This is a genomic window from Stenotrophomonas sp. TWI273 (assembly GCF_039674765.1).
GTDB lineage: Bacteria > Pseudomonadota > Gammaproteobacteria > Xanthomonadales > Xanthomonadaceae > Stenotrophomonas.
On record NZ_JBDJOA010000001.1, the window covers coordinates 42819 to 66399 of the forward strand.

Annotated in this window: 8 protein-coding genes; 4 read left to right on the forward strand and 4 right to left on the reverse strand. The window is 68.4% G+C overall.

Annotated features, from left to right (window positions below; all coding sequences use genetic code 11):
* Positions 1-2 precede the first annotated feature (2 nt).
* Positions 3-836, reverse strand: coding sequence for an isocitrate lyase/phosphoenolpyruvate mutase family protein (locus tag ABE571_RS00195; protein ID WP_346492951.1), 834 nt, complete (start codon positions 834-836; stop codon positions 3-5).
* A gap of 209 nt (positions 837-1045) precedes the next feature.
* Between ABE571_RS00195 and ABE571_RS00200 the strand changes: the two genes are divergently transcribed.
* The gene (locus ABE571_RS00200) at positions 1046-1246 is read left to right on the forward strand and encodes a hypothetical protein (RefSeq protein ID WP_346492952.1); all 201 of its coding nucleotides are present in this window, start codon (positions 1046-1048) and stop codon (positions 1244-1246) included.
* Positions 1247-1268: 22 nt separating this feature from the next.
* Here the strand turns inward: ABE571_RS00200 and ABE571_RS00205 are convergent, their stop codons facing one another.
* From ABE571_RS00205 to ABE571_RS00215, 3 genes are all read right to left on the reverse strand, one after another.
* Entirely contained in the window at positions 1269-2417 is a 1149-nt protein-coding gene (locus ABE571_RS00205; RefSeq protein WP_346492953.1) for an MFS transporter, read from the reverse strand.
* 12 nt (positions 2418-2429) lie between these two features.
* Positions 2430-3209 (reverse strand): DeoR/GlpR family DNA-binding transcription regulator, encoded by a 780-nt coding sequence (locus ABE571_RS00210; RefSeq protein ID WP_346492954.1) that lies wholly within the window; start codon positions 3207-3209, stop codon positions 2430-2432.
* Between the two features lie 173 nt (positions 3210-3382).
* Positions 3383-4291: a LysR family transcriptional regulator gene (locus ABE571_RS00215; RefSeq protein WP_313218499.1), complete on the reverse strand. Its 909-nt coding sequence runs from the start codon at positions 4289-4291 to the stop codon at positions 3383-3385.
* Positions 4292-4392: 101 nt separating this feature from the next.
* Between ABE571_RS00215 and ABE571_RS00220 the strand changes: the two genes are divergently transcribed.
* The 3 genes from ABE571_RS00220 (at position 4393) to ABE571_RS00230 (ending at position 23566) form a co-directional block, all read left to right on the forward strand.
* Positions 4393-5154 carry an SDR family oxidoreductase gene (locus ABE571_RS00220; protein ID WP_313211954.1) on the forward strand — a complete coding sequence of 254 codons (762 nt, stop codon included), beginning with the start codon at positions 4393-4395 and terminating at the stop codon, positions 5152-5154.
* 160 nt (positions 5155-5314) lie between these two features.
* A complete protein-coding gene (locus tag ABE571_RS00225) occupies positions 5315-6070 on the forward strand; it encodes a SapC family protein (RefSeq protein WP_313211953.1) in 756 nt (251 codons plus the stop codon).
* 99 nt (positions 6071-6169) lie between these two features.
* Positions 6170-23566 (forward strand): leukotoxin LktA family filamentous adhesin, encoded by a 17397-nt coding sequence (locus ABE571_RS00230; protein WP_346492955.1) that lies wholly within the window; start codon positions 6170-6172, stop codon positions 23564-23566.
* The last annotated feature ends 15 nt before the right edge of the window (positions 23567-23581 follow it).

Genomic DNA, 23581 nt, shown 5'->3' on the forward strand with positions numbered 1-23581 from the left:
GATCAGCGGAACAACTGATTCAACACCGCCCCGGAGGCCGCATCGGCGAAGCCGTCGAAGCGGCCTTCGTCCATCAGTAGCTGCGAGGCCCGCATCATCCCGCCCCAGGCGGTGCGCGCCATCGCACCACCCACGCTGACCCGGCGCACGCCCATGCCGGCGATGTCCTGCAGGGTGAACGGCAGCGCGCTGCCAACCAGCAGGTTGACCGGCCGCGGCGCCACCGCGGCCACCACCGCTTCGATCTGCTCGCGGTTGGTGATGCCCGGCGCATACACGCAATCCGCACCGGCTTCTGCATAGGCACGCAGGCGGGTGATCGCATCGTCCAGGTCGGGCCGGCCGACGAAGAAATTCTCAGCGCGGCCGATCAGCAGCACGTCCTCGCCGGACGCGTCGATCGCGCGGCGGGCGGCACGTACCCGTGCCACCGCATCGTCCAGCGTGCGCAGCGGATGCGCGGGATCCGGGCTGGCATCCTCGATGGAGATGCCGGCCACGCCGGTGGCGACGGCAAGGGTGACGTTGCGGCCGACTGCTTCCAGCGAGCCGAAGCCATCGCCGAAATCGGCATTCAACGGCAACGGGGTCGCCGCGGCCAGGCTGCGCAGATGTGCGAGGGTCTCCTCCAGCGTCAGCGTGCCGTCGGCCTGGGCCTGGCTCCACGCATAACCCGAACTGGTCGAGGCCAACGCCTGGAAGCCGAGACTGTGCAGGTAGCGTGCGCTGCCTGCATCCCACGGGTTGGGCAGCACGAAGCAGCCTTCCTCGTGCAGCGCACGGAAGGCCGCGCGGCGCGGCCGGGGATCGAAGGAAAGGTCCGTCATGGTGCGCATCCGGTCAGCAGTCACCCGATGGTAACGCCAGCGGCCGCCACGCCCTTGTTGAGGGAGCGGCGTGCGGGAAGGGTGTGCATGCGTACGGCGGTCCGGAGCGGGCAGGGGCAGGTTGCGCGTGTGCTGCGAGGCTGAGCGGGGTTGCCCGGGGCCTTGCCGCGTGCAACGCTGGCGCAGCGCCGTTGGCCCGGGCGCCCAAGGAGACAGGGATGCTCGAGGTGATCGATCTGCTGTTGGCGCCGCTGTTCAGGATCAGCCCCATCCGTTATCTGCGTGACCCGGCCTACCGCCAGCGCCTGCGCCGCGAACAGGGCAAGGCCGCGCGCTATCGCATGGTCTTCCTGCTGGTGCTGGTACTGAGCGCCATCGCGCTGCTGGCGCTGGTGATCCTCGCGCGCCACGGGCGCTAGCGTCTGAGCGGCCTGGGCGGCCTCAGGCGCGCACCCACCGCGCGCACAGCCCGACCAGTACCAGCGTCACTGCCACCGCGCTGAACGCTAACACCAGGCTGCTGGCCTGCGCGACGAAGCCGATCAACGCCGGGCCGGCCAACACACCGGCATAGCCGAGCGTGGTGATTGCCGGGATGGCCAGGCTCTCCGGCATGACCTTCTGGTTGCCGGCCATCGAGAACAGCGCCGGAACGATGTTCGCGCAGCCCAGGCCGACCAGCGCATACCCGCACAGTGCCAGTGGCATCCAGGTGGCGAACGTTGCCAGGGCGAAGCCGGATGCCGCCACCAGGCTGCCGATCAGGATCGAACGATGGCGGCCGAGCTTGGCCACCACGCCATCGCCGACGAGCCGGGTGATGGTCATCGCGATGGCAAAGGCCAGATAGCCGAGGCCGGCGCGGGAGGGATCAACGTGCTGCACTTCATGCAGGAACACCGCGCTCCAGTCCAGCACCGAGCCTTCGGCCAGGAACGCCACGAAACACAGCACGCCGATCGCCAGCACCACCCCATGCGGCACCGCGAACATCGGCGCATCGCTGGGTGCCTTGTCGGTCCGCCAGTACGGCAGCGAGAGTGCCAGCAGGGCGGCCATCACCGCCGAGGCCAGCAGGCACACCAGCCACGGCGGCAGGTGGAACGCCAGCAGAGCGGTCATCGCACCGGCACCGACCGCGCCGCCGATGCTGTAGAAGGCATGGAAGCCGGACATCATCGGCCGGCCGCTGTCGCGCTCGACCATGATCGCCTGCATGTTCATCACGCAGTCGCAGGCACCCACGCCGGCGCCGAACACGAACAACACCAGGCCCAGGGTCAGCGGCGAAGGGGCAACGGCGAGCAGGGGCAGGGTGGCGATCACCATCAACAGCGTGGCGATCATGACCGCGCGGCAGCCGTGGCGCGCAGCGAGCATGCCTGCGATCGGCATCGCCAGCAGCGAACCGGCACCCAGGCACAGCAGCACCAGGCCGAGCGACCCTTCATCCAGGGCGGTGCGGTTCTTGGCGAACGGGACCAGCGGCGCCCAGGCTGCGGTGGCGAAGCCGGGCAGGAAGAAGGCTGCGCGGGTGGCGTGCTGCTGGCTGCGGGCAAGCAGGGACGAAGGAGCGGAAAGCGTCGACATGGAATTCGGGCCTCAGTGCTGCGCAGCGCGCTGGAGGGTGACACCGCGACGCTCGAACGCCACCACCTGGGCGGGCGGGGCATCGGCTTCGACAACCAGCAGATCGATCTGGTCCACATCGCCGATGCGGTGTGAGGCTTGTGCACCGAGCTTGTCATTGGTGGCGACCACCACGCAGCGGCTGCTGGCGGCAAGCAGGGCGCGCTTGAGCGTTGCTTCCTCGCCATCCACTGCCCAGATGCCAGCCTCGGCATCCACCGCGCAGGTGCCGACGAAGCACACGTCCACGCGCAGCGCACGGATCGCTTCCAGTGTCTGCGCCCCCACCGTCGCGCCGATGCGCGGGTCCATGCGGCCGCCGACCAGGCTGACCTCGATGCCCGGACGCGCCATCAAGGCCAACGCGATATCCGGCGCGTTGGTGACCACCCGCAGGCCCTGGTGCTCGGGCAGGCAGCTGGCGATCACGGTATTGGTCGAGCCGGCGTCCAGGAAGACCAGCTCCCCGGGCAGGACCTGGGCCGCCGCGATCCGCGCCAACGCGCGCTTGCGGTCATGGTCCTTTTCGTGGCGCTCGGCCAACGCCGGGAACGCCGGGGCCGCCGGCAGTGCGCCGCCATGCACCTTGCGGCACAGACCCTGCGCAGCCAGCTCGCGCAGGTCGCGGCGGATCGAGTCTTCCGAGACCTGCAGCTCGATGGCCAGCTGCGCGGACATGACGCGGCCGTGGTCGCGCAGCAGGCGCAGGATGGTCTGTTGGCGTTCGCCCGGCAGGGCGTCCTGGATGGTCATGGGTAACCTCGGTCAGGGCGGGTAGCACCATGCCGACATGCCTGAGCATGCGCATTCGTGCGTGGTACTGCTTGTATTGGCCGCAGACTTTACCAGAGTTGGCGCGCTTGTGTGCGGTAATCTGCATGAAGGTGCGTCAATTTGCGCCTTTGCGCTGCGCCCGCGCTGTTGCGTCACAGGGCAGGGAGCAGTTCCGGCCGGATCACCGCTGCCGCCCAGTCCATGAAGGCGGCGACGCGACGCGGCAGGTGGCGGCGCTGGGCATAGAGCAGCGTCACCGGCATCGGCTCAGCCTGCAGCCCGGGAAGGATCTCCACCAGCGTTCCTGCGGTCAGCGCCGGGCGCGCGCCGAGCAGCGGCACCTGGATGATGCCCAGCCCGGCCAGCGCCGCAGCGGTATACCCATCCCCACTGTTGACGGTCACCGCCCCGCCCATCGGCAGGCTGCGATAGGCCTCGCCGTCGTGATACTCAAACCCCGGTGAGCGCTGGCCCAGCGTGCCGACATAGTGGACCAGGGCGTGGCTGGCGAGATCGTCCAGCGTGGCGGGCGTACCGCGGGCCGCCAGATACGCGGGACTGGCGCAGTTGATGATCCGTAGCTGCCCGAGTGGGCGGGCGACCAGGGTGTTGTCATCCAGCGGCCCGACCCGCAGCACGCAGTCGAAGCCCTCGCGGATCAGATCCACCCGGCGGTCGGTACCGCTCAGTTCGATTTCCACCCCGGGGTGCTGGGCCAGGAAGTCCGGCAACTGCGGGATCACCAGCTGGCGGGCCAGTCCGCTGGACATATCCACCCGCAGGCGGCCCTTCAACTGACTGGTGTCCACCCGGAACATGCCCTGCAGGTCGTCCATGTCGTGCAGCAGATCGTGCGCGCGGGTCTGGAACTGGGCGCCATCGGCGGTCAGCTGCACACGGCGCGTGGTGCGGTGGAGCAACTGCACACCCACCTCTGCTTCCAGGCGCTGAACGGCGAGGGACACACTGGCCTTGGGCAAACCGAGGCTGTCGGCGGCCCCGGTGAACGAGCCCAGTTCGGCGACGCGCAGGAAGCAGCGCAGGTGATCGAGGCGATCCATGGATTGTTCGCAATGTCTGGACAGTCAAATCAGCATCCACTGATTTATGCCGCACGGCAATATCAATACGCTGGCCCCACTCCCCAAGCAGGTGCACTGACATGAGCAACGCAACCCGAGTCGTCCTGATCACCGGCGGCAGCCGTGGCCTCGGCCGCAACGCCGCCCTCGCGTTGGCCGCCGATGGCGCCGACATCGTGCTCACCTACCGCAGCCAGGCCGATGCCGCGCAGGACGTGGTCGCCAAGATCGAAGCACTGGGCCGCCGCGCCGCCGCGATTCCGTTGGACATGGCCGATAGCGCCGGCTTCCCCGCATTCGCCAGCCAGGTCCGCCGCGTGCTGGAGGGATGGGGGGAAACCCAGCTGCAGGGCCTGCTCAACAACGCCGGCGAAGGCCTGCACGCAATGATCGCCGACACCACGGTCGAGCAGTTCGACGCGCTGGTCGCCGTGCACCTCAAGGGCCCGTACTTCCTGACCCAGGCGTTGTTGCCGCTGATCGCCGATGGCGGCCGCATTCTCAACGTGTCCAGCGGGCTGGCGCGTTTCTCGCTGCCGGGCAGCTCGGCCTACGCGATGATGAAGGGCGGCATCGAGGTATTCACCCGCTACCTGGCCAAGGAACTGGGCGCACGTGGCATCAGTGCCAACACACTCGCCCCGGGCGCGATCGAAACCGACTTCGGCGGTGGGCGCGTGCGCGACGATGCGCAGGTCAATGCGATGGTGTCCTCGGTCACCGCGATGGGCCGCCCCGGCAAACCCGATGACATCGGCCCGGTGGCGGTGGCGCTGCTGTCGCCGCAGACCGCGTGGATCACTGCGCAGCGCGTGGAAGCCTCGGGCGGCATGTTCGTCTGAGGGGGTCGTCACGGCCATGACCCCCATGGCCGGGCGGCAGCTGTTTATGAACGGATTCATTAAAAAAGTGTGATGAATAGCCGGTGGGTTGATGGGAGTGGCCTGTTTTCCACGGTTATTTGGCAAGGGACACTTTTTGATCACTCCAGGGGGAACCACCATGAAGCAGCTGCTCATCTACGAACGTCCGATCCAGCTCAACCGCGTTGCCCATCGCAACCATCGGGTGGTGGCGACCCCGGGCGATTTTGCCTTCGCCGCCGCGCTCAATTCCGTCCCGCTGGCCTGCGTGGAATTCGCGCCGGTCGCCCGCGAGTACCCGATCCTGTTCGCCGGCAGCAGCGCCGACGCGGTGGTGCCGGCCGCACTGCTGGGCCTGCGCGCCGGCCAGAACCTGATGGTCGATGAGCAGGGCAGCTGGGCCGAAGGGGCCTATGTCCCGGCGTTTCTGCGCCGCTATCCCTTCGTGCTTGCCGAACGCGATGAGAAGGGCAGCGACTTCACCGTGTGCCTGGATGAGGCATATGCGGGCATCCGCGAAGGTGGCGAGGAAGGTGCGCCGCTGTTCGATGACGAGGGCAAGGACAGCCCGCTGCTGAGCAACGCACTGCAGTTCCTGCAGGAATACCAGGTGCATCTGGCGCGTACGCGTGCCTTCAGTGCGGCGCTGGCCAGCCATGGGCTGCTGGTGCCGCGGCAGGTGAACGTGCAGACCGCGCTGGGCGAGGGCTTCTCGCTGGATGGCTTCTTTGTGGTCGATGAGCAGAAGCTGCGCGAATTGAAGGGCAAGGCGCTCCAGGATCTGGCGCGTTCGGGCGACCTCGGGTTGATCTACGCCCATCTGCTTTCGCTGGGCAATGTCGAGCTGCTCAGCCGCGCGCTGGACAGCCGTCCAGCCGCTGCCGCAACGCACTGATCCCTTTCCAGTAACGCCACCGAGCGGCAAGGCACGCCTGCCTTGCCGCGACCCTTGCTGGCCCGCGGTTGCCCCGCCTGCCACTGCCCGGAGCCTGCCATGAACCATCGCGACCCTTCGTCCTGCCCGTCCTCCAGCGTGCGTCATGTGCCCCCGGCGCAACGCCGCCTGCGTCCTGCGGGCCTGGCCGTGGCCATCGGCTCCGTGCTGGGGCTGGCGTTGCCAGGCAGCGTGATTGCCGGCGATGACGGCAGTGCGATGGTCACCGACGGTCGCACCGATACCCGCGTGACCCGCCAGGGCAACGATCTGCACTGGAAGGTGACCACCGGTACAGTGAAGGGGGCCGCCGGCAACCAGGTCGCCTTCAACGCCTTCCGCGAATTCGGGGTGGACGTCGGCCAGACCGTTGATCTTGTGCTGCCCACCCAGGGTCAGCAACAGGTGCACAACCTGGTCAACCTGGTCACCGACGCGCGTGCCTACATCAACGGCAACCTCAACAGCGTGCTGGAGTCGACCAATGCGGTGGGCGGCAAGGTGTTCTTCGTCGCCCCGGATGGCCTGTTGGTCGGCAACGGTGGCGTGCTCAATGTCGGCTCGCTGTCGGTGGCCACGGCCAACCGCGCCACGGCCGACGACATCCTCAACGCCGGAAAGGGCCTGGATGCCCTGATGTACGGCACGCTGACGCCGGGTCAACTCACCGACAAGACGGTGGCGCTGCACGGGACGGTGAATGCAAGCAACGGCATCCGCGTACAGGCCAGGGCCATTGATGTCACCGGCACGCTGTTCGTACAGGCCGGCCCGCGCGATGCCAATGGCGATCTGCAGGGCATCGAGGCGGCCGTCAATACCGGCGCCTCGCAGCCGCTGGTACTGGTCAACGAGGGCGGCCGGATCCAACTGCGCGCGGCGGCGATCTCCGATACCGGGTTGGGTGTGCGCAGTGCCGAGGCAACGGTAACGGTGGGCGGCAACGCACGTCTGGCGGCGGACGATATCGAGTTGACCGCGCTTGCGGTCATCGATTCCGGCTACGACAAGGACGGTGCGGTATTCGACGAGCTCAAGGCCGATCTCGTCAACAGCGTCACCGACTCCAGCACCCTCACGGACCTCGGCGATGCGTTGGTGAACCTGGGGGCGGGCAAGCTGCTGGGTGAGCAGATTTCGTTCCTGCATGGCGCCACCACGGCGCGGGTAGAGGTGAAGGACAACGCAGTACTGGACGCGCGCGACGACATTACGCTGCATGCCAGCACCCGCCAGGCCATCGACAACTCGGCGGCCGGCAAGGCGTACGAGAAAGGTGATGTCGTCACCGATGCCAACGGCGATCCCGTGAAGGATGCCAATGGCAACAGCATTCCGAAGAAGCACATGCTCAGCCTCGGTGCGGCGTACGCGCAGATCAACGCCACCACGGAAGCCATCGTGCGTTCGGGCGCAACCCTTGCGGCTGGCGGCGACGTGGCGGTGAAGGCCGATGCCGATACGACGCTGAAGCTTGCGGCCGAATCGTTCGCGGTGAACAACACGGCCGCTGCGTTCACGGCGGCGATCAGCAATGTCAACGTTGACACCCGCGCGGTGATTGAAGCGGGTGGGCCACTGCAGGCCGGCAGTGTCAACGTTTCGGCGGTCAACGCGGTCTCTCTGGACACCTCCGCCACGGCGCGCGCCGACAAGAATGGCGCGGTCGGCCTGGCTGGCGCGATCAGTCTGCAGGATATCGCGGCCGAAGCGCGCCTGGACCGCGACACCCGCACCACGGCAGGCGACGTCACCGTGCAGGCGGCCAGCATCACCCGCCTCAACAAGACCAGCACGCTGATCACCGGCCCGAAGAGCGAGCCGCTGCCCGGCCAGGAGCAGGTGGAAGCGATCAGCAGCGGCAGCGATGGCCTGATGAGCGTGGCGCAGTCGCTGGCCGGCGCCGGCGTGGGTGGCGCCATCGCCAAACTGACCGGCAGCCAGGACGGCGGCAGCACGCCGCCGGCCACTACACCGACCACGGCGTCGCCCTTCCGCCTCGGCGGGGCGATCAGCGTTGTCGACGGCGACCATACGGCCACCGCCAGTATCGGCGCCGGTACGACCATCGACAGCGCCGGCGCGATCGTGGTCGACAGCCAGGTAACCGATGCACAGATCGGCAACCATGCGATGAGCAATGTGCTGGCCAAGGGCAAGAGCGCGGATGGTTCGGCGTTCGCGTTGTCCGGGGCGGTCAACATCGCCAACCTCACCCATGAGGCACGGACCTTGGTGGGCAGTTCGGCTGAGCTCTCGGCGCAACGCATCGGGTTGTCGTCGGATGTGCGCCTGCCTCGGGATTTCAGTGCGCTCACCGGGGCCGTCCCGGACTTCAGCAGCTTCGACGCGTTCAAGACGTCGATCTCCGCCGCCAAGGACCTGATCACCGACCCATCGGAGTTGTTCGCCTCGTACGCGGCGGCGCGCGGCTCGGCCGAGGAAGTGGCCATCGGGGGCGCGGTGAGTTGGTTCAAGGCGACCAACAGCGCACGTACCGATGTCGCCGCCGGTGCTTCGCTGACCACCCGCGACACCAGCACCGCAGCGTGGAGCGCCGCACTGGAAGGTGAGGACCATGCCGGCGCTGCGCGCGGCCGGACGTTTGACGCCACCGCCACCGTGCGTGCCAACACCGATGTCACCGGTCTGCACGCGGCGGGTGATCTTGCCCTGAAGAACCTCAAGGACAGCAACGTCGGCAACGGCGGAACTGCCTTGGGCGGCAGCGTCGGCTATATCGACTACCAGAACACGGCGGCAGCGATCCTCCATGATGGCGTCCGCGTCGACGCCGGTGCAGGCAGCCTGGCAGTGCAGGCCGACAACAAGGAAACCGTGGTGGCGCTGGCGCTGCAGTCAGGCCAGGGCGGCAGCATCGGTGTCAGCGGAACCGCCACCGCGCTGGACCTGGACAGCACCACGCTGGCGGGGATCAGCAACCGTGCCGACATCCGCGCCGCAACGGTCGGCGTACGTGCCGACGAAGATCTGTTCGTGTGGTCCGTGGCCGGCGCGGTTGCGATGAGCGACAGTGTGTCGGTGGGGGCCAGCGTCGCCTACCAGCAGCTGGATACCGATACCCGCGCCTTCATCGGTGCGGTGCCTGCAGCCTTCGCGACCGGCAGCAGCACGGCGCCGGTCGGCGCGATCACCACGGGTGAGCTGGCGGTCAACGCCACCAGCGGTGGCCTGGCCGGTGCGGTGGCCGCCGCCGGCGCAGTTGCCAAGAGCTCGTCCGAACAGCTGCAGAAGGCTCAGGACGAGCTGGCGGCAAAGCAGAACGCGGAGAATCCCGGCTTCCTGGATTCACTCAAGACCCGTGCGCTCGGCAAGGTGACCGCGCTGGAAGGCATGGCCAACAAGGCCGACAGCAACGGCAGCGCCGGGCTGACCGCCTACTTCGACAAGGCCAAGGGCCTGCTGGGTAGTGGGAATGCAGCACCGGGGCAGGGCCAGGGCGCGCAGACGCCGCAACCCAAGTTCGGCATCGCCCTGTCCGGCAGTGCGACGGTGAATCGTGCCCGGCAGAACACCAAGGCGGACATCAGCTCGGCCGTGATCAAGGACAACAGCGGCAACGGCCTGAAGCTGGATCTTGCCGCGACCAACCAGACGCTGCTGGTCAGCGTCAGCGGCGCGTTGTCGGTGGCCGCGGCCGGGTCGGATAACACCCAGGGCAGCGCATCGCTGGCCGGTGGCGTGGCCTACGGTGACATCCAGAACACGACCACCGCGCAGTTGCGTGACAGTACCGTGGAGGATGCCGGCACCGTCACGGTGACCGCACGCAACGAAAGCGAACAGGTCAACGTCGGGCTGAGCGTGGGCGTGAATGCCTCCTCCAACCAGAGCTCGGCCGGTGCCGGCGCGATCTCGGCGACCGTGGCGATGTCCCACAACGATACGGCCGCCAGCATCGTCGGGGGCAGCCTCCGCGGCATGGGCGGCGCGGCGGCCGATGTTGATGTCAAGGCCGTGAACGCCTCCAAGATCGCCAACGGGGGTGGCGCACTGTATGCGGGTGGCAAGGCCGGCCTCGGGGCGGCAGTGACGTATGCCGAAGTGGGCGACAGCACCCGCGCGTCAGTCAGTGGCGCCGACATCGAAGGCGTACAGGACGTGCGCGTGCGTGCGGCCGATGCATCCCGGATCGTGGCGGCGGCCGCCAGTGGAGGGGCGTCCACGCGCAGCGACGGCGTGGCGATCGCCGGTTCGGTGCTGGTCAACCAGATCGCCAGCCAGACCGCCGCCAGCATTGACGGCGGCAGCCGCATCACTGCCAGTGGTGACATTGAAGCCTTCGCCGGGACGGCGACGATCGACGACGTGCGTGGCACCGGTGACGGCTGCGGCTCGGGCGTTGCGGTCGATTACTGTGGCACCGGGATCGGCAGCATCGAGGTGGATGCCAATGCCGATACCGCGAGCACTGACGATACGCGGGTGGATGCGGCGGGTCGCAACAATGGCCGCAGCTCGATCATCGCTGTTGCCGGCATGGTCCAGGTGGGTGGCAACAATGCCGGCGTGGCCTTCGCCTACAACACCATCAACAACACACATACCGTCTCGGTCAACGATGCCACGCTCACCGCCGGGCGCATTGCGCTCACGGCCAGTGACCAGTCCGACATCCTGGCAGTGAGTGCCGGCATCGGCGGCAGCACCGGCAACTTCACCGGGGTGGGCAGTGCGTCCTACAACGCCATCGGCAACACCACCTCGGTGCTGGTCGGTCGTGGCCTGGCGGACGCGCAGGGCCAGGTGCCCCGGGATGGCGCACAGCTCAACGCGGGCAGCATCCACCTGCAGGCACGCGATGAATCCTTCATCGGCTCGCTGGCGGGGGCGGCAACGCTGGGCTCCAAGGTCGCCGTGGGTGCGGCGTTGACCATCAATGACATCGGCAATACCACGCTGGCGCTGGTCGATGATGCGCAGCTGACCGCTGGCACCGGCCGGGTCGACCTCGAGGCCGCCAATGCCGCCAGGATCCTGTCCGGTGCGGTTGCCGCAGGCGCAGCCAACAATGTCGCCATTCAAGGCTCGGTGGGCTGGAGCATGATCGACAATCATGCCGAGGCAGCATTGCAGGGCGGCACGGTGCAGGCAGGCATCGTGCAGGTGGCCGGCAGCAACGAATCGCGTATCCACACACTGGCCGGTGCGGTTGCCGGCAGCGGCACCGCCGCCATCGGCGCGGCGATCAACGTGGCCACCATCGGCGATACCACGCTGGGCGAGGTGGATGGCACCGCGCTGGAGGTGAGTACTGCGCTGGAGGTCAGTGCGACGTCGGCCGCCACCACCAAGACACTGGCCATTGCCGGTGCGCTGGGGGGCACCGCGTCCGTTGCCGGCAGCAACACCACCAACCTGATCGACACCCTCACCGAGGCCCGCCTGCGGGGTGTCACCGGGCAGGGGAGTGGTATCACCGGTGCGGTGTCCGTCAGCGCCGACACCTTGGGTGCGGCCTATTCGTTGGGGGGCGCGCTGTCGGCGGGGGGGACGGCAGGCATCGGTGCAGCCAGCAGCGTCAACGACATCGGCGGCCGTACCCGTGCCGTGGTGGAGAATGCCAGGCTGGGCGGCGCCAGTGCGCTGAGCATCGATGCGGCCAACCGCAGCCTGGTGCGTACCGCGGCCGTGTCCGGTGCGGGGGCGGGCACGGCAGCGGTGGCCGGCAGTGTCACCACCAACCTGATCCATTCCGATACGCAGGCCAGCCTCAGTGACAGCAGCCTGCACAACACGCTGGCCGATGTGAAGGTGAGCGCCCGTGACGAGCGCAGCATCGATTCGCTGGCGGGTGGCGCAGCGGTCGGCGGCAGCGTGGGCGTGGGCGCGGCAGTGGCCTACAACGATATCGGCGGCACTACCTCAGCGGTGGTTGCCGGCAGTGCGCTGGACCTGGATGTCCGCAATCTGCTGGTGCAGGCCGATGCCTCTGGACAGGCCGGCGGTCAGGGCAACCGCATCCGCACCGTGGCTGCTGGCCTGGGCGGCGGCGGCGCGGTCGGTGGCGCAGCGTCGGTGGCGGTGAACCGGATGAAGGGCGCCGTCTCGGCACGGATTGAAGCAGGCGCCAATGTCCTGGCACAGGACAACGTCGGCGTGCTCGCCGCCCAGGCGCAGCAGATTGACGTGTACGCCGGCAGCATCGGCGGGGGCGTCAACGCGGGCATCGGCCTGGGTACCGTCGTCAACCTGGTGGATGGCAGCACCGAGGCGGCGATCACCGGTGCCGGAACTGCCGTGACCGCGCTGGGCCTGGGCGATGCGCTGGCAGGCGTGGACAGTGGCCGGCGCACGGCGGGCAATACCCACAGCACCCGTACCGACGCCGCCGGCATGGCCTTCGATACCGTGGACCTGGGCACCGGCCATATCGACGTGCATGGCATCGCGGTCAATGCGGCCACGCGCCAGCAGGTCAGGACCATCGGCGTCAGTGGCGCGCTGGGTACCACCCCGATCGCCAGTGGTGCGGTAGCGGTAATGGCGGCCGTCAACGACATCGCCGGCAGTACCACCGCGATCATCAAGGACGCACGGATCAACCAGCATGGGCTGGGCACCAGCAGCGACCCCGACCAGGACAGCGCAGGGCTCGCCGCAGCGGAGCAGAGCGTGGATGTGCGCGCCAGCCATCACGTGGCCTCGGCCAATTATGTGGCCGGCATCGCCGCCAGCGCGGGCGTCTTCTCGGGCGCAGGGGCGCTGTCGACCAACCTGTTCGACAGCCATGCCAGCGCCAGCATCGAGGGCGCCACCGTGTCGGCCGCCGACGCGGTGACCGTGGAGGCCAATGCCAGCCAGAACGCGCTGGCGATCGTGGTCGGCGCGGCCGCGGGCCTGACCGGCGGCGCTGCCACCGGCGTGGTCAACAATTTCACCACCGATACCCGTGCAAGCGTGCTGGGCGGCACCCTGCGGGCGGGCTCCCTTGCGGTCAACGCCAACAGCGATAACGCCGCCTCGCTGGTCGGCGGCGCAGGCGCGGTCGGGGGGGGCGCGGCGGTGGCCGGCACCGCGCTGGTCAACATGGGCACTGCAACCACGCTGGCGCAGGTGGGCGAACGTGCGCGCGTGACCCACATTTCCGTGTCACGCGACCTCGACGTGAACGCGCACAGCCGTTCGGATTTCAACGGCGTGGCGGTGAGTGGCGCGGGTGCCGGCGCCGCCGGCATCGCCGGCATGGCACAGGTGCACCTGCTGCAGAACGACACCCGTGCGCTGGTCACCCAGGCCTCGGTGGATGCCACCGATATGGCGGTGGTGGCCGAGGATATCCTGCGGCTGTCCGCGTACTCCGGTGCGGTGGGCGTGGGCATCGCCGGCAGCGGTGTAGGTGCCGGCGCTTCGGTGGCCATTCTTGGCAGCACCGTCAAGGCCACCGTGGAAGACAGCACGCTGTCGACCACGGGCAGCGTTGAAGTGAATGCCGTCTCCGATCGTGCGGTGGACATGGTCACCGTGACGGCTGGCGTGGGCGCCACCACCGGCATCGGCGGCGCTGCCGGGCTGCTGCTGGCCGGCATTGGCGACCGCGGTGACAGTGATACGGAACTGGGTGGCACCTTTGCCAGCCTGAAGCAGCTGGGGACTGGCCAGAAGATCGACGCCGCCGCGCTGGACGGCACCCTGGGGGCGCAGGGCGCCGGCGCGCTGAACAGCCGCGCCCAGGTGGACATCGGCAGTCTGCAGGGACGTGGCGATCTGGTGAGCGCCAGCATCCGCGGTGGCACCGTGCAGGCACGCGCGCTTGAGGTGAGCGCGCAGACCCTGATGAGCAGCAGCAACACCGTCGGTGGCATCGGCGCTGGTGGCGTGGGCGTGGGCGGCGCATTCGGCATGACCGGCCTGTATGGCAGCACCGAGGCGGTACTGGCGGCGAACAGCACGCGGGCCGGATCCATCGCGGTGCTCGCCAACGCCGGCGACGGCAGCGCAGGCAAGGCCGCAGGTCTGGACGTCTATGCCGGCGGTGCCGGCCTGGTGGGCGTCGGCGCGGCCATCGGCTTGGCGCGCCTGGAACAGACGGTCACGGCCACGGTGGCCGGTGACCTGCAGGCAGGCAGCCAGGGCGAGGGTCTTGCGGTCCGTGCCAGCGATGCCAGCACGCTGGATGTGACAGCCACCGGCATGGCGGCCGGTGCACTCGCGGCCGGTGCGGTCGTCGCAACCGCTGCTCGCAACGCCAACGTCCAGGCGTGGTTGCAGAACGACAGTACCTTGGCCGGCTTTGGCAACGTGACCTTCGCCGCCAGCTCGCTGGGCGGCGCGCATGCGGGCGCGTGGGGTGCGGCCGGTGGCGTGTTGGCCGGCGTCAGCGCCGCCGTCGCACTGGCCGACGATGGCTCCGACGTGCGCGCCTGGCTGGGCGAGCGGACACGCGTATCGGGGGTGGGTGGCGGCATTGAGGTGCATGCCGAGGCCACCCCGCAGGTGTCCGCCGAAGCCTTCGGTGCTGCACTGGCCGGCGGCCTGGCGGTCGGTGCGGCGGTCGCTGATGCCACCTCCCGTGCCAAAGTGGACGCCCATGTAGGCAATGGCGCGGTGCTGTCCAACCGCGGTGGGCTGGACATCCTGGCCAGCGTCCACGGCGGGAGCGTGGATGCACGCGCGGTCGCCGGTTCCGGTGGTCTGTATCTGGCCGGCGCCGGCGCCTTCGCCACCGCTGCCAGCACCAACGCGGTGCAGGCAGCGCTTGGATCCGACGTGGTGGTGCAGGGTGAGGCCTATTCCATCAACAACATCATCGACTACGCGCGCGGCGGCACTATCGCGATGCGCGCAGTCAACAACAGCAACCAGCGTGCCGATGCCACCGGCCTGAGCGTGGCGGGCCTGCTGGCCGCCGGCATCGTCGACGCCAACGCCCGGGCCTCGGCGACCACCGGCGTCACCGTGGGGGCAGGGAGCCTGCTGTACGCAGGCAACACCACGCTCGCCGCCAGCGGCAAGGACGAGAATCGCGCCAACGCCACGGCGGGCACCGGCGGGCTCATTGCGGGCAACGCGGCGCTGGCAGCGACGCACACCGACAGCACCACGCAATTGTCCATTGGCCGCAACGCGGTGCTGGATGTCAGTCGCCTTGATGCCCGTGCGCTGCACGACAGCAACTACGCGGGCAGCGCGAACAGCACCAGCGCCGGCGTACTCAACGCCAGTGGCGCCGACGTGAAGAACCGTGCGGACGCGACCGTCGGCCTGCTGGTGGACGAGGATGCCCAGATTGTCTCGGCCGGATCGCTGGTGCTGCGCACCGACAACAACTACACCGGCACGCTGGGCAGCGAGCTTGCCGCGAGCGCGGCCGGCGGCGGTGTCCTCAGTGGCAGTGCCGCACAGGTGGTCACCCGGCTGGATGGCAGCAGCACCATCGATATCGGCAAGGGCGCCCTGCTGCGCGCCGGCGTCGCACCGACGCCGGGCGATGGCGGCGCGCTGGACATCGTGGCAAACACCCGTGCGAACACCGATGACCGGGCGGGGCTGACCACCGGCGGGGCGATCAATGCCGCCGTGGTCAAGGCGCGCACCGATGCGGTGCTCGGCAACCGCGTGAACATCGGCGATGATGCGCGCCTGCAGAGCAGCTACATGCTCAACGTCGGTACCTACGCCGCGACCGACATCGGCGCCACCGCCCTGGTGAACACCTGGGGTGTGCTGGCCGCGGTCGGCATCTCCGACGCGGACGTGGCGCTGGCGATGGACCAGCAGGTCAATGTCGGCCGCGGCGCGAAGCTGGAATCGCTGCACAACGCCTTCGTCTCCGCCGGCCAGGATGGCATGAATGGCTGGACCTCACGGCTGGCCGCCAATGCGGTCTCGCAGGGGTACAGCCGCGGGCTGATCGCGGTGCCGGATTCCTCGGCGTCCTCCACGGTGGACAGCAACGCGAGCACCGCTCTGGCGGCGGGTAGTGAGCTGCTCAGCGGCGCATTCGTGTCGCTCGGTGCCTACGGTGAGAATGTCTTCCGCAACGCCGATGGCGCCGCCACCGGCTACCAGTTGGGGTTCATTCCGGTCACCGTGCGCGACAGCCGCAGTGGTGGCAGCACCCGCGGTGATGTGCTGATCGATGGCCGCGTCGTTGCCGGGCGCTACAACGTGCTGGACATCCTGATCGATGCCAATGGCAAGCTGACCAGCAGCGGCGCGGGCGGCGATGTGCTGCCGTTCGATACCCAGCGCGAGCTCAGCAGCGCGCTGAAGGCGCGACTGAACGCGTCGGGCATCCACGATTTCGACGCGATCGCCGGCAATGCGCTCTATACCCACACCATCGGCGACCTGTATGCGGCCGGCGGCGATGTGATTCTGTATGGCCGCAACATCCGCGGTGGCGGGTCCGTCACCGCCAAGGGCGCGCCGAAGATCACCATCACCAACCGTAGTACCGACAACCTCCTGCTGGCGGGCGACATCCTGGTGCCGGAGTACAGCGGCGGCAACGTGCTGTTCACCGGCAACAGCAACCAGGCCGTGGGCATCGGCGTCAGCCAGAACCCGGGGCAGAGCAATGCGCTGGTGAGCATCCGCAACGAGGCGGCCACGGGCACCGGCGCGATCGGTGCGGGCGGGCTGATTTCGGTCACGGGTGGCGACCTGGACATGTACAACGCGCTCGGCAACATCCAGAGCTGGGGCGAGCAGCTCGCCGAAAGCGTGACGATCAATGCGCCCAACGGTGAGGTCGGCTACAACCTGGGCTCGGCAAACTGGTACGGCAATGTCGTGAGCGCGCTGTGGGCACGCCACAGCGTGGCATCGGGCATCACCAATGCCGATGACGCCGCGGCGTACATCGCCAACGCCAAGTACGGCGCAGCGGCCGCCGCCGCGGGCATGAGCTTGACCGACTACCTGTTGTATGGCACCGGTAACGACGTCAACAACCCCAGCATCCTTGTGTTTGGGGCATGCCGCTATCGCATCGGCGACAAGGACTGCACCGCTTCAGCGCTGGGTGGGCAGTATTACGACGGTGGCGTGGTATCGCGGTACAGCCACAAGGACACCAATTACCTGCCAAAGGTGAATGCCCGGAATCTGCGCACCGTGCTCAACACGCAGCCCGACGACGTCAGCAACGCCAGCCTTGGCCAGGTGCCCAGCACGGGCAGCGGTGTGAACGCCGGCAGTGGCATCAAGATCACGGCCAACTACATCGACGTCAACGTCGCGCTGAAGGCGGGCCGGCCGGTGGATTACTCGGCAATCCTGGTCGAAAGCAGCGCGTTGCGCGCCTGGATCGACGGCAAGGACAACCAGGCCAGCAAGGGCATCTTCGATGTGCCTGCCATGTTCGTGGCGAAGTCCGGCGCAGATTCTTCCCGCATCGCCCTGAAGTACGATTCGCTCAACCGCCAGTTCATCGTGCCGGACATTTCGGCCAACGGGGGCGGTTCGATCTACCTCGATGGCCGTATCGTCAGCACGTCCACCGCCGGCTCGCTCAATGTGGTCAGTGGCAAGGGCTCGGTGGTCATCAACAATGGCCTGGCCGATGTGGGCCTGCAGCTCGGCAACATCCTGGTCGGCAACGGGGCGCCTGGGCAGATCACCATCCGCGACCGTGAGCTCAATACCGCGTCGTGGTATCTGCGCGACGGCAACGGCAACGTGAAGGGTTATCAGGGCGGAGTCAATGCCCTGAGCTGGGATGCCCCGGGGGTATCGGCCATCAGCAACACGACCGGGTATGACCCGCGCGCCGGCATGTTTGCGCGTTGGACACAGACGGCCCGCATCGCGCGCAACATCCAGTCCGATAACGGCGTGCTTACTGCTGAGAACTGGCGCTGGGTGGACAGGAACAACAACACCGTCTTCAACGGCCAGCAGTGGGAAACCTCGGGCGTCACGTACGGCAACAAGGCCGGCGGCGTGGCGGTGTTCGAGTCGCAGCTGACCGGCGACTTCGGCAGCAACCTCAATTCACGCGTCAACTACCGCTGCGAAAAGAAGAACGAAAGTGGCTGCCGCTACAATTACGGCTTCCCCGGCAGCAATCAATTCGATGACGGCGGCACGTGGCGCACGAGCTGGTACCAGCGCGCCCCGCGCACTGGCACGCTGGTCGTCACCAACACGGCCAAGGCCGACAACCGGATCGGCATCAACTTCAGCGCCAACGATGCAGGCCTGCTCGACGTCGACTCCGGCCAGACCATCCGCATCAATGGGGTGCTGAAGAACACCGATGGCCGGACCTTCCTGACCAGCGAGAACGGAAGCATCGTCAGCGCATCGCGTGACGCCCGGATCATCACGAACCAGCTCACCCTCGACGCGGCCGGCAGCATCGGCAGCATTGTCGGCGCACAGGCCGGCGAGGCCGCCAACCCGCTGGATGTCCAGATGGTGTCCTACACCAACGCCAACGGCGCCACCGTGGCCGCCGGCAACCTGGTGGCCCGTGCGGGCGGTGACATCGCGCTGGATGTCGATTCGGCAGCCAAGGTGCTGATCAGCGCCGGCAGTGGCACCGGCCGTGGCGATGTGTGGCTGCGCGCCAAGTACGACATTGAAGGTGCCGCCACCGGCAATGCTGCTTCGATCATCGGTGCCGACATCACCCTGGACAGCGTCTACGGTGCCATCGGCTCGCTCGCCCGGCCCCTGGTGGTCGATGCCGGCGAGCGTACCCGCAGCGACGGCGTGCTGGAGGGTGGGCTCATCTCGGCTCGGGCGACCGGCGACATCGCGCTGCGTGACCTCGGCGGCGACTTCTGGGTACAGCGCATCGAGTCGCTGGCCGGTGACGTGCTGATCGAGGCACCCTCGGGCTCGATCTACAGCGGTGCCCAGCGCGCCTCGTCCAGCTTCCTCAGCGAAGCGCAGCTGGCCAGCCTGCGCGACAACCTCAAGCTGTTCCAGGGCGGCGGCCAGCAGTCGATCGTCAGCTACCAGAGCCAGGTCGACGCCAGCTACGCCGAGTACTTCCAGCTCCGCGCGCTGGGCAGTGTCGTCGATGGGCGCTACCTGGCCGGTGGCACTGCCATCAACCTGTTCCGCTCCATGGCGGAAGCCGCGCGGGGCGGCAGCCTGGATGATGCAGGGGTAAGTGACTACCTCGCCGAGCGCTTCAACCGTCTGGGGACGGTGTTCACCGATGCCTTCGGCACCGGCTGGCAGCAGGAAGCGATCTTCGCGTCCTTCAACGCGGGCTACCGCTATGAGCTGGCCGCCAGCAGTGGCGACAGCGCGAGTGTCGCGGCACGCAAGGCCACACTTGTTGATGGCATGACGGCTGACTCACAGTGGAGCCAGGACCAGCTGCGCTACGTGTTCAACGCCAATGCGCTGGAACCCTCCACCGGTTCCGCCCTGAATGCCGAACCGGTGATCATCGGGCGCAATGTCAGCCTGCGTGCCCGCGATGACCTGGGCCGCCTGGACAAGGAATACACGGTCAGCCTGGCCGACGTGAACAGCGGCAACCTCAGTGCCGAGGCGATGCTGGCCATGCGGCTTGCGACCACGCCGGGCGATGTGCAGATGCTTGACGCGGCCGGCCATGTGCTCACGCCCGATCAGGTGCGCAGCGGTGCGGTGGTGGTCTCGCTGCGCATTCGCAGCACGGCTCCGGTGGTACTGGCAGCCACGGGCGGGATCGATGCCGATGTGGGCGGCGATGCCTACCTGCACGGCAACACGTCGCTGGCGCTGAACAGCTTCGCCGCCGGTGGCGATGCACGCATCGGCAGTGACGGCGATATCACCGATGCCGGGGGCAGTGCGGGCGGTGCGATCCTGAGGGTCGGCAGGGACCTCAGCCTGAGCGCCCTGCGCAGCATCATGGGCCACGATGGTCAGCCGCTGCGCGTGCAGATCAACGGTCGCCTGCTGCTGGCCAACGCCGGTGAACACGTGCGCGTGGCGCAGCAGAACGGGAACCTGCGTATCGGCCTGGTGAGGGCGAACCAGGACGTCGTACTGGACGTCGGCGGCGGCAGCCTGCTGTCGTACCTGAAGGGCGTGAGCACGCTGACCGGGCGCGACATCCAGCTCGCCGTGCGCGACGACATCCGCGATGAGGACGGCGGTTCGCTGGCCTTGCGGATCGTTGCCGGCGGTCGGCTGGATGGCGCGGCAGGGGGCGAGGTGCGTCTTTCCAGCGACGTGGACATGCCGATCGGCACGCTTACCGCGGGGGGCGACCTGCAGCTGATGAGCACAGCGGGCAAGCTGAGCGCAGTGCGTTTGCTGGCCGGTGGCGATCTGGGCGCCACCGGGTACAGCGGTGCCGACCTGGCTTCGGTGCAGGCTGCGGGCGAAGCGATTGTCAGCGCCCCGATGGGGGACATCCGCATCGGCAACCTGCGCGCAGCATCTGCCAATGTCGCCGCCGGTGGCGGCCTGCAGTTGGGGGATGCGGCCATTGACCAGGTCCTGCAGCTGCTCTCGCTGCAGGCCACATCGCTGGCGGCAGGCGCGCAGGTCAACGCCGGCGACAGCGTGCAGATCGACGCGGGCGGCGTCGCGATGGGCGCCGGAAGCCAGTTGAGTGCTGGCCGGGTGGTCGCGGTGCGTTCCAGTGCGGATATCAGCGTGGGCCAGCTGGCCGTGACCGGCAACTCGGCCACCGGCAACGTGATGCTCGAGGCGGACGGTCGTATTCACTCCAATGGGGATGCCGCGGTCAATGTCGGTGGCGGCAGTCGCGTGGTGGCCAGCCTGCAGGCCGGCGAGGGAATCGGGAGCGACGCGCAGGCCCTCACGATCGATGTCGGCCGGCTTGTCCTGGCACGCAGCGATCGCGGCGACATCCACCTGCGCCTCCCCAACGGGGGTGTTGTGGGCGACGTGGTTGCCGCATCGGGAGCGCTGTCGCTGCACAGTGACGCGCACCTGCAGGTAGAGCTGCTGGATGCGGCAACCGATGTCCGGCTGGGGACGGCCTCTGCCGACGTCGGCCACGGGGTCGCCGGTCACTCGGTGGCGATGCAGGCGCAAGGAGCGCTGGACATCGGCCGTCTGGAGGCGGGCGCGGAGGCCGTGGTGACCAGCGCCGGCACCCTTGCCCTGGGCCAAGGAAGGATCGGTGGCGATGCGCAGCTTCGCAGTACCGGGGCCATGCGCATTGGCGAACTGCAGGCGCAGGGCGCAATGAACGCGGCCAGCGGTGCCGCGCTGGTGGCGCAGACACTGTCTTCCGGTGCGGCGATGCAGCTGGAGGCGTCCGATGCGTTGGATGTGCAGCAGCTGGGCAGCGGGGGCGATCTTGCCGCCACGGCAGGTGGGCTGCTCGCCATCGTCGATACGGTGGCCGGGGGTGATGCGCGCCTCGAAGGTGACGCCGATGTGCGCCTGGGCCAGGCGGTGGTCGGGCAGTCGCTGGACGTTGCCGCGGCCGGCACGCTGGATATGCGTACCGCCACGGTCGGCGGCGATGCGCAGCTTCGCAGCGGCGGGGCGATGGGCATTGGCGAACTGCAGGCGCAAGGCGCAATGAACGCGGCCAGCGGTGCCGCGCTGGTGGCGCAGACACTGTCTTCCGGTGCGGCGATGCAGCTGCAGGCGTCCGGTGCGTTGGATGTGCAGCAGCTGCGCAGCGGGGGCGATCTTGCCGCCACGGCAGGTGGGCTGCTCGCCATCGGCGATCTGGTGGCCGATGGCGATGCGCGGCTTGAAGGCGACGCGGATGTACGCCTGGCCCAGGCGATGATCGGTCAGTCGCTGGACGTTGCCGCGGCCGGCACGCTGGATATGCGAACCGCCACGGTCGGCGGCGATGCGCAGCTTCGCAGCGGCGGGGCGATGGGCATTGGCGAACTGCAGGCGCAGGGCGCAATGAACGCGGCCAGCGGTGCCGCGCTGGTGGCGCAGACACTGTCTTCCGGGGCGGCGATGCAGCTGGAGGCGTCTGGTGCGCTGCAGATTCAGCAGCTGACCAGCAAGGGCGACCTCATCGCGGACGCTGGCGGTCTGCTGGCCATCGACGATGCCGCCGTGGGCGCGCAGGCACGCCTGGATGGCGGCACGGATGTGCAGCTTGGCAGTGCAACGGTCGCGCAGTCACTGGGGCTGAACGCTGGCGGTAACGTGGATGTTGGCAGGGCACGCATCGGCGGCAACGCCCAGGTCGGCAGCGGTGGCGATACCCGCCTCCAGCATTTCGATGGCCGCGGTGACCTGGTGGCGGATGCCGGCGGCGCTATCACCCTCGTCAGCGCGGCGGTCGACGGTTCGATGACGCTGCGCGCCGGCCAGTCCATCGATGTGGGCACCGCGGTGATCGGTGTGGATGGTGACTGGATCGCAGGCACCGACCTTTCCGCCGATGAGGTGACCGTGGGCTGCAACTTCCGCGGCGATGCCGGTGTCGCGTTGGTCATCGGCACGCTCAACGTGGGCTGCAATCTTGGGCTGTCCTCCAGCGAAGCGCTGCGGTTCGACGCCTTGCAGGCGGCCGGCGGTATCGCCCTGGCATCGCGCGGCTCGGATGTCCAGGGCCGGCAGGTGGATGCAGGGAAGGCGCTGCGGGTGCAGGCCGCGGGCGATATCCGGATCGAAGCTGTCCGCGCCGGCAGCGACCTGGTGGCCACCAGCGGCGGCAGCCAGCAATGGGGTCTCTACCAGGCCGGCGGCGATGCAGCGCTGCAGGCGGGTGGGGATATCCATTTCGATGACGGTCGCAGCGGTGCCGCACAGTCGATCCTTGCGGGCGGCAGCATCGGCTTCGGGCGGGCCAGCGCCGGTACCACGGCCTACATGGACGCCCAGGCCGGTTCGCTGGCCGGCGGGCAGTTGCAGGGGGCGTCTGCACAGCTGGCCGCGCGCGACACCTTGTCGTTGGCACAGGCGATGGTCGATACCCGCCTGAACCTGGCCGCCGATGAGGTGCAGGCGCAGGTAAGCCAGTCCGATGCTGGCCCAGGCCTGCTGACGACGACCCTGACCGGCTACCGCAACGGTGTGGCAAGCCGGATCGTGGTGGATGTTCAGCCGCGTGATGCCTGGCTGATCGATGCGCTGCAGGCCATGGAGGCAGAGCTGACGTCCTCCTCGGCGCGCGTTGCCATCGCCGATGGCCAGGTGGAACGCACGATGAGGCTGACCACCCCGGCACTGCAGGTGCTGATGGACAACACCAGCCCGTTGCTGCGCCCGGCGGACGCGCAGCTGCTGCAGTTGAACCGTCGCTTCCACCTGGCGGCCGATGGCCGCCTGCTGGATACCGACGCCTATGTGGTGCGGTTCAACGATGGGGTCCGGGTGAACAGCCCGAACTACAACCGCGACCACCTCGAGGCCGGGCCGGCCTACCTGGGCGAAAGCGCGGTGCGCTACATGGGCCGCATGCTCAATCTCCGGTCGCCGGAGATGGCGGTACCCGCCCGTGCGCCCGCGGAAGGTGATGAAGCAAACGCCCGCGACGTGGTGGCTCCGGCCCTGGGCGGCGCGGTCAACCTCGGGGCGCCCAACTGATGAACGACGGAAAAC

Coding starts and splice junctions, on each gene's coding strand:
- ABE571_RS00195 (WP_346492951.1), bottom strand. CDS start 836: ATGCGCACCATGACGGACCTTTCCTTCGATCCCCGGCCGCGCCGCGCG.
- ABE571_RS00205 (WP_346492953.1), bottom strand. CDS start 2,417: ATGTCGACGCTTTCCGCTCCTTCGTCCCTGCTTGCCCGCAGCCAGCAG.
- ABE571_RS00200 (WP_346492952.1), top strand. CDS start 1,046: ATGCTCGAGGTGATCGATCTGCTGTTGGCGCCGCTGTTCAGGATCAGC.
- ABE571_RS00225 (WP_313211953.1), top strand. CDS start 5,315: ATGAAGCAGCTGCTCATCTACGAACGTCCGATCCAGCTCAACCGCGTT.
- ABE571_RS00230 (WP_346492955.1), top strand. CDS start 6,170: ATGAACCATCGCGACCCTTCGTCCTGCCCGTCCTCCAGCGTGCGTCAT.
- ABE571_RS00220 (WP_313211954.1), top strand. CDS start 4,393: ATGAGCAACGCAACCCGAGTCGTCCTGATCACCGGCGGCAGCCGTGGC.
- ABE571_RS00210 (WP_346492954.1), bottom strand. CDS start 3,209: ATGACCATCCAGGACGCCCTGCCGGGCGAACGCCAACAGACCATCCTG.
- ABE571_RS00215 (WP_313218499.1), bottom strand. CDS start 4,291: ATGGATCGCCTCGATCACCTGCGCTGCTTCCTGCGCGTCGCCGAACTG.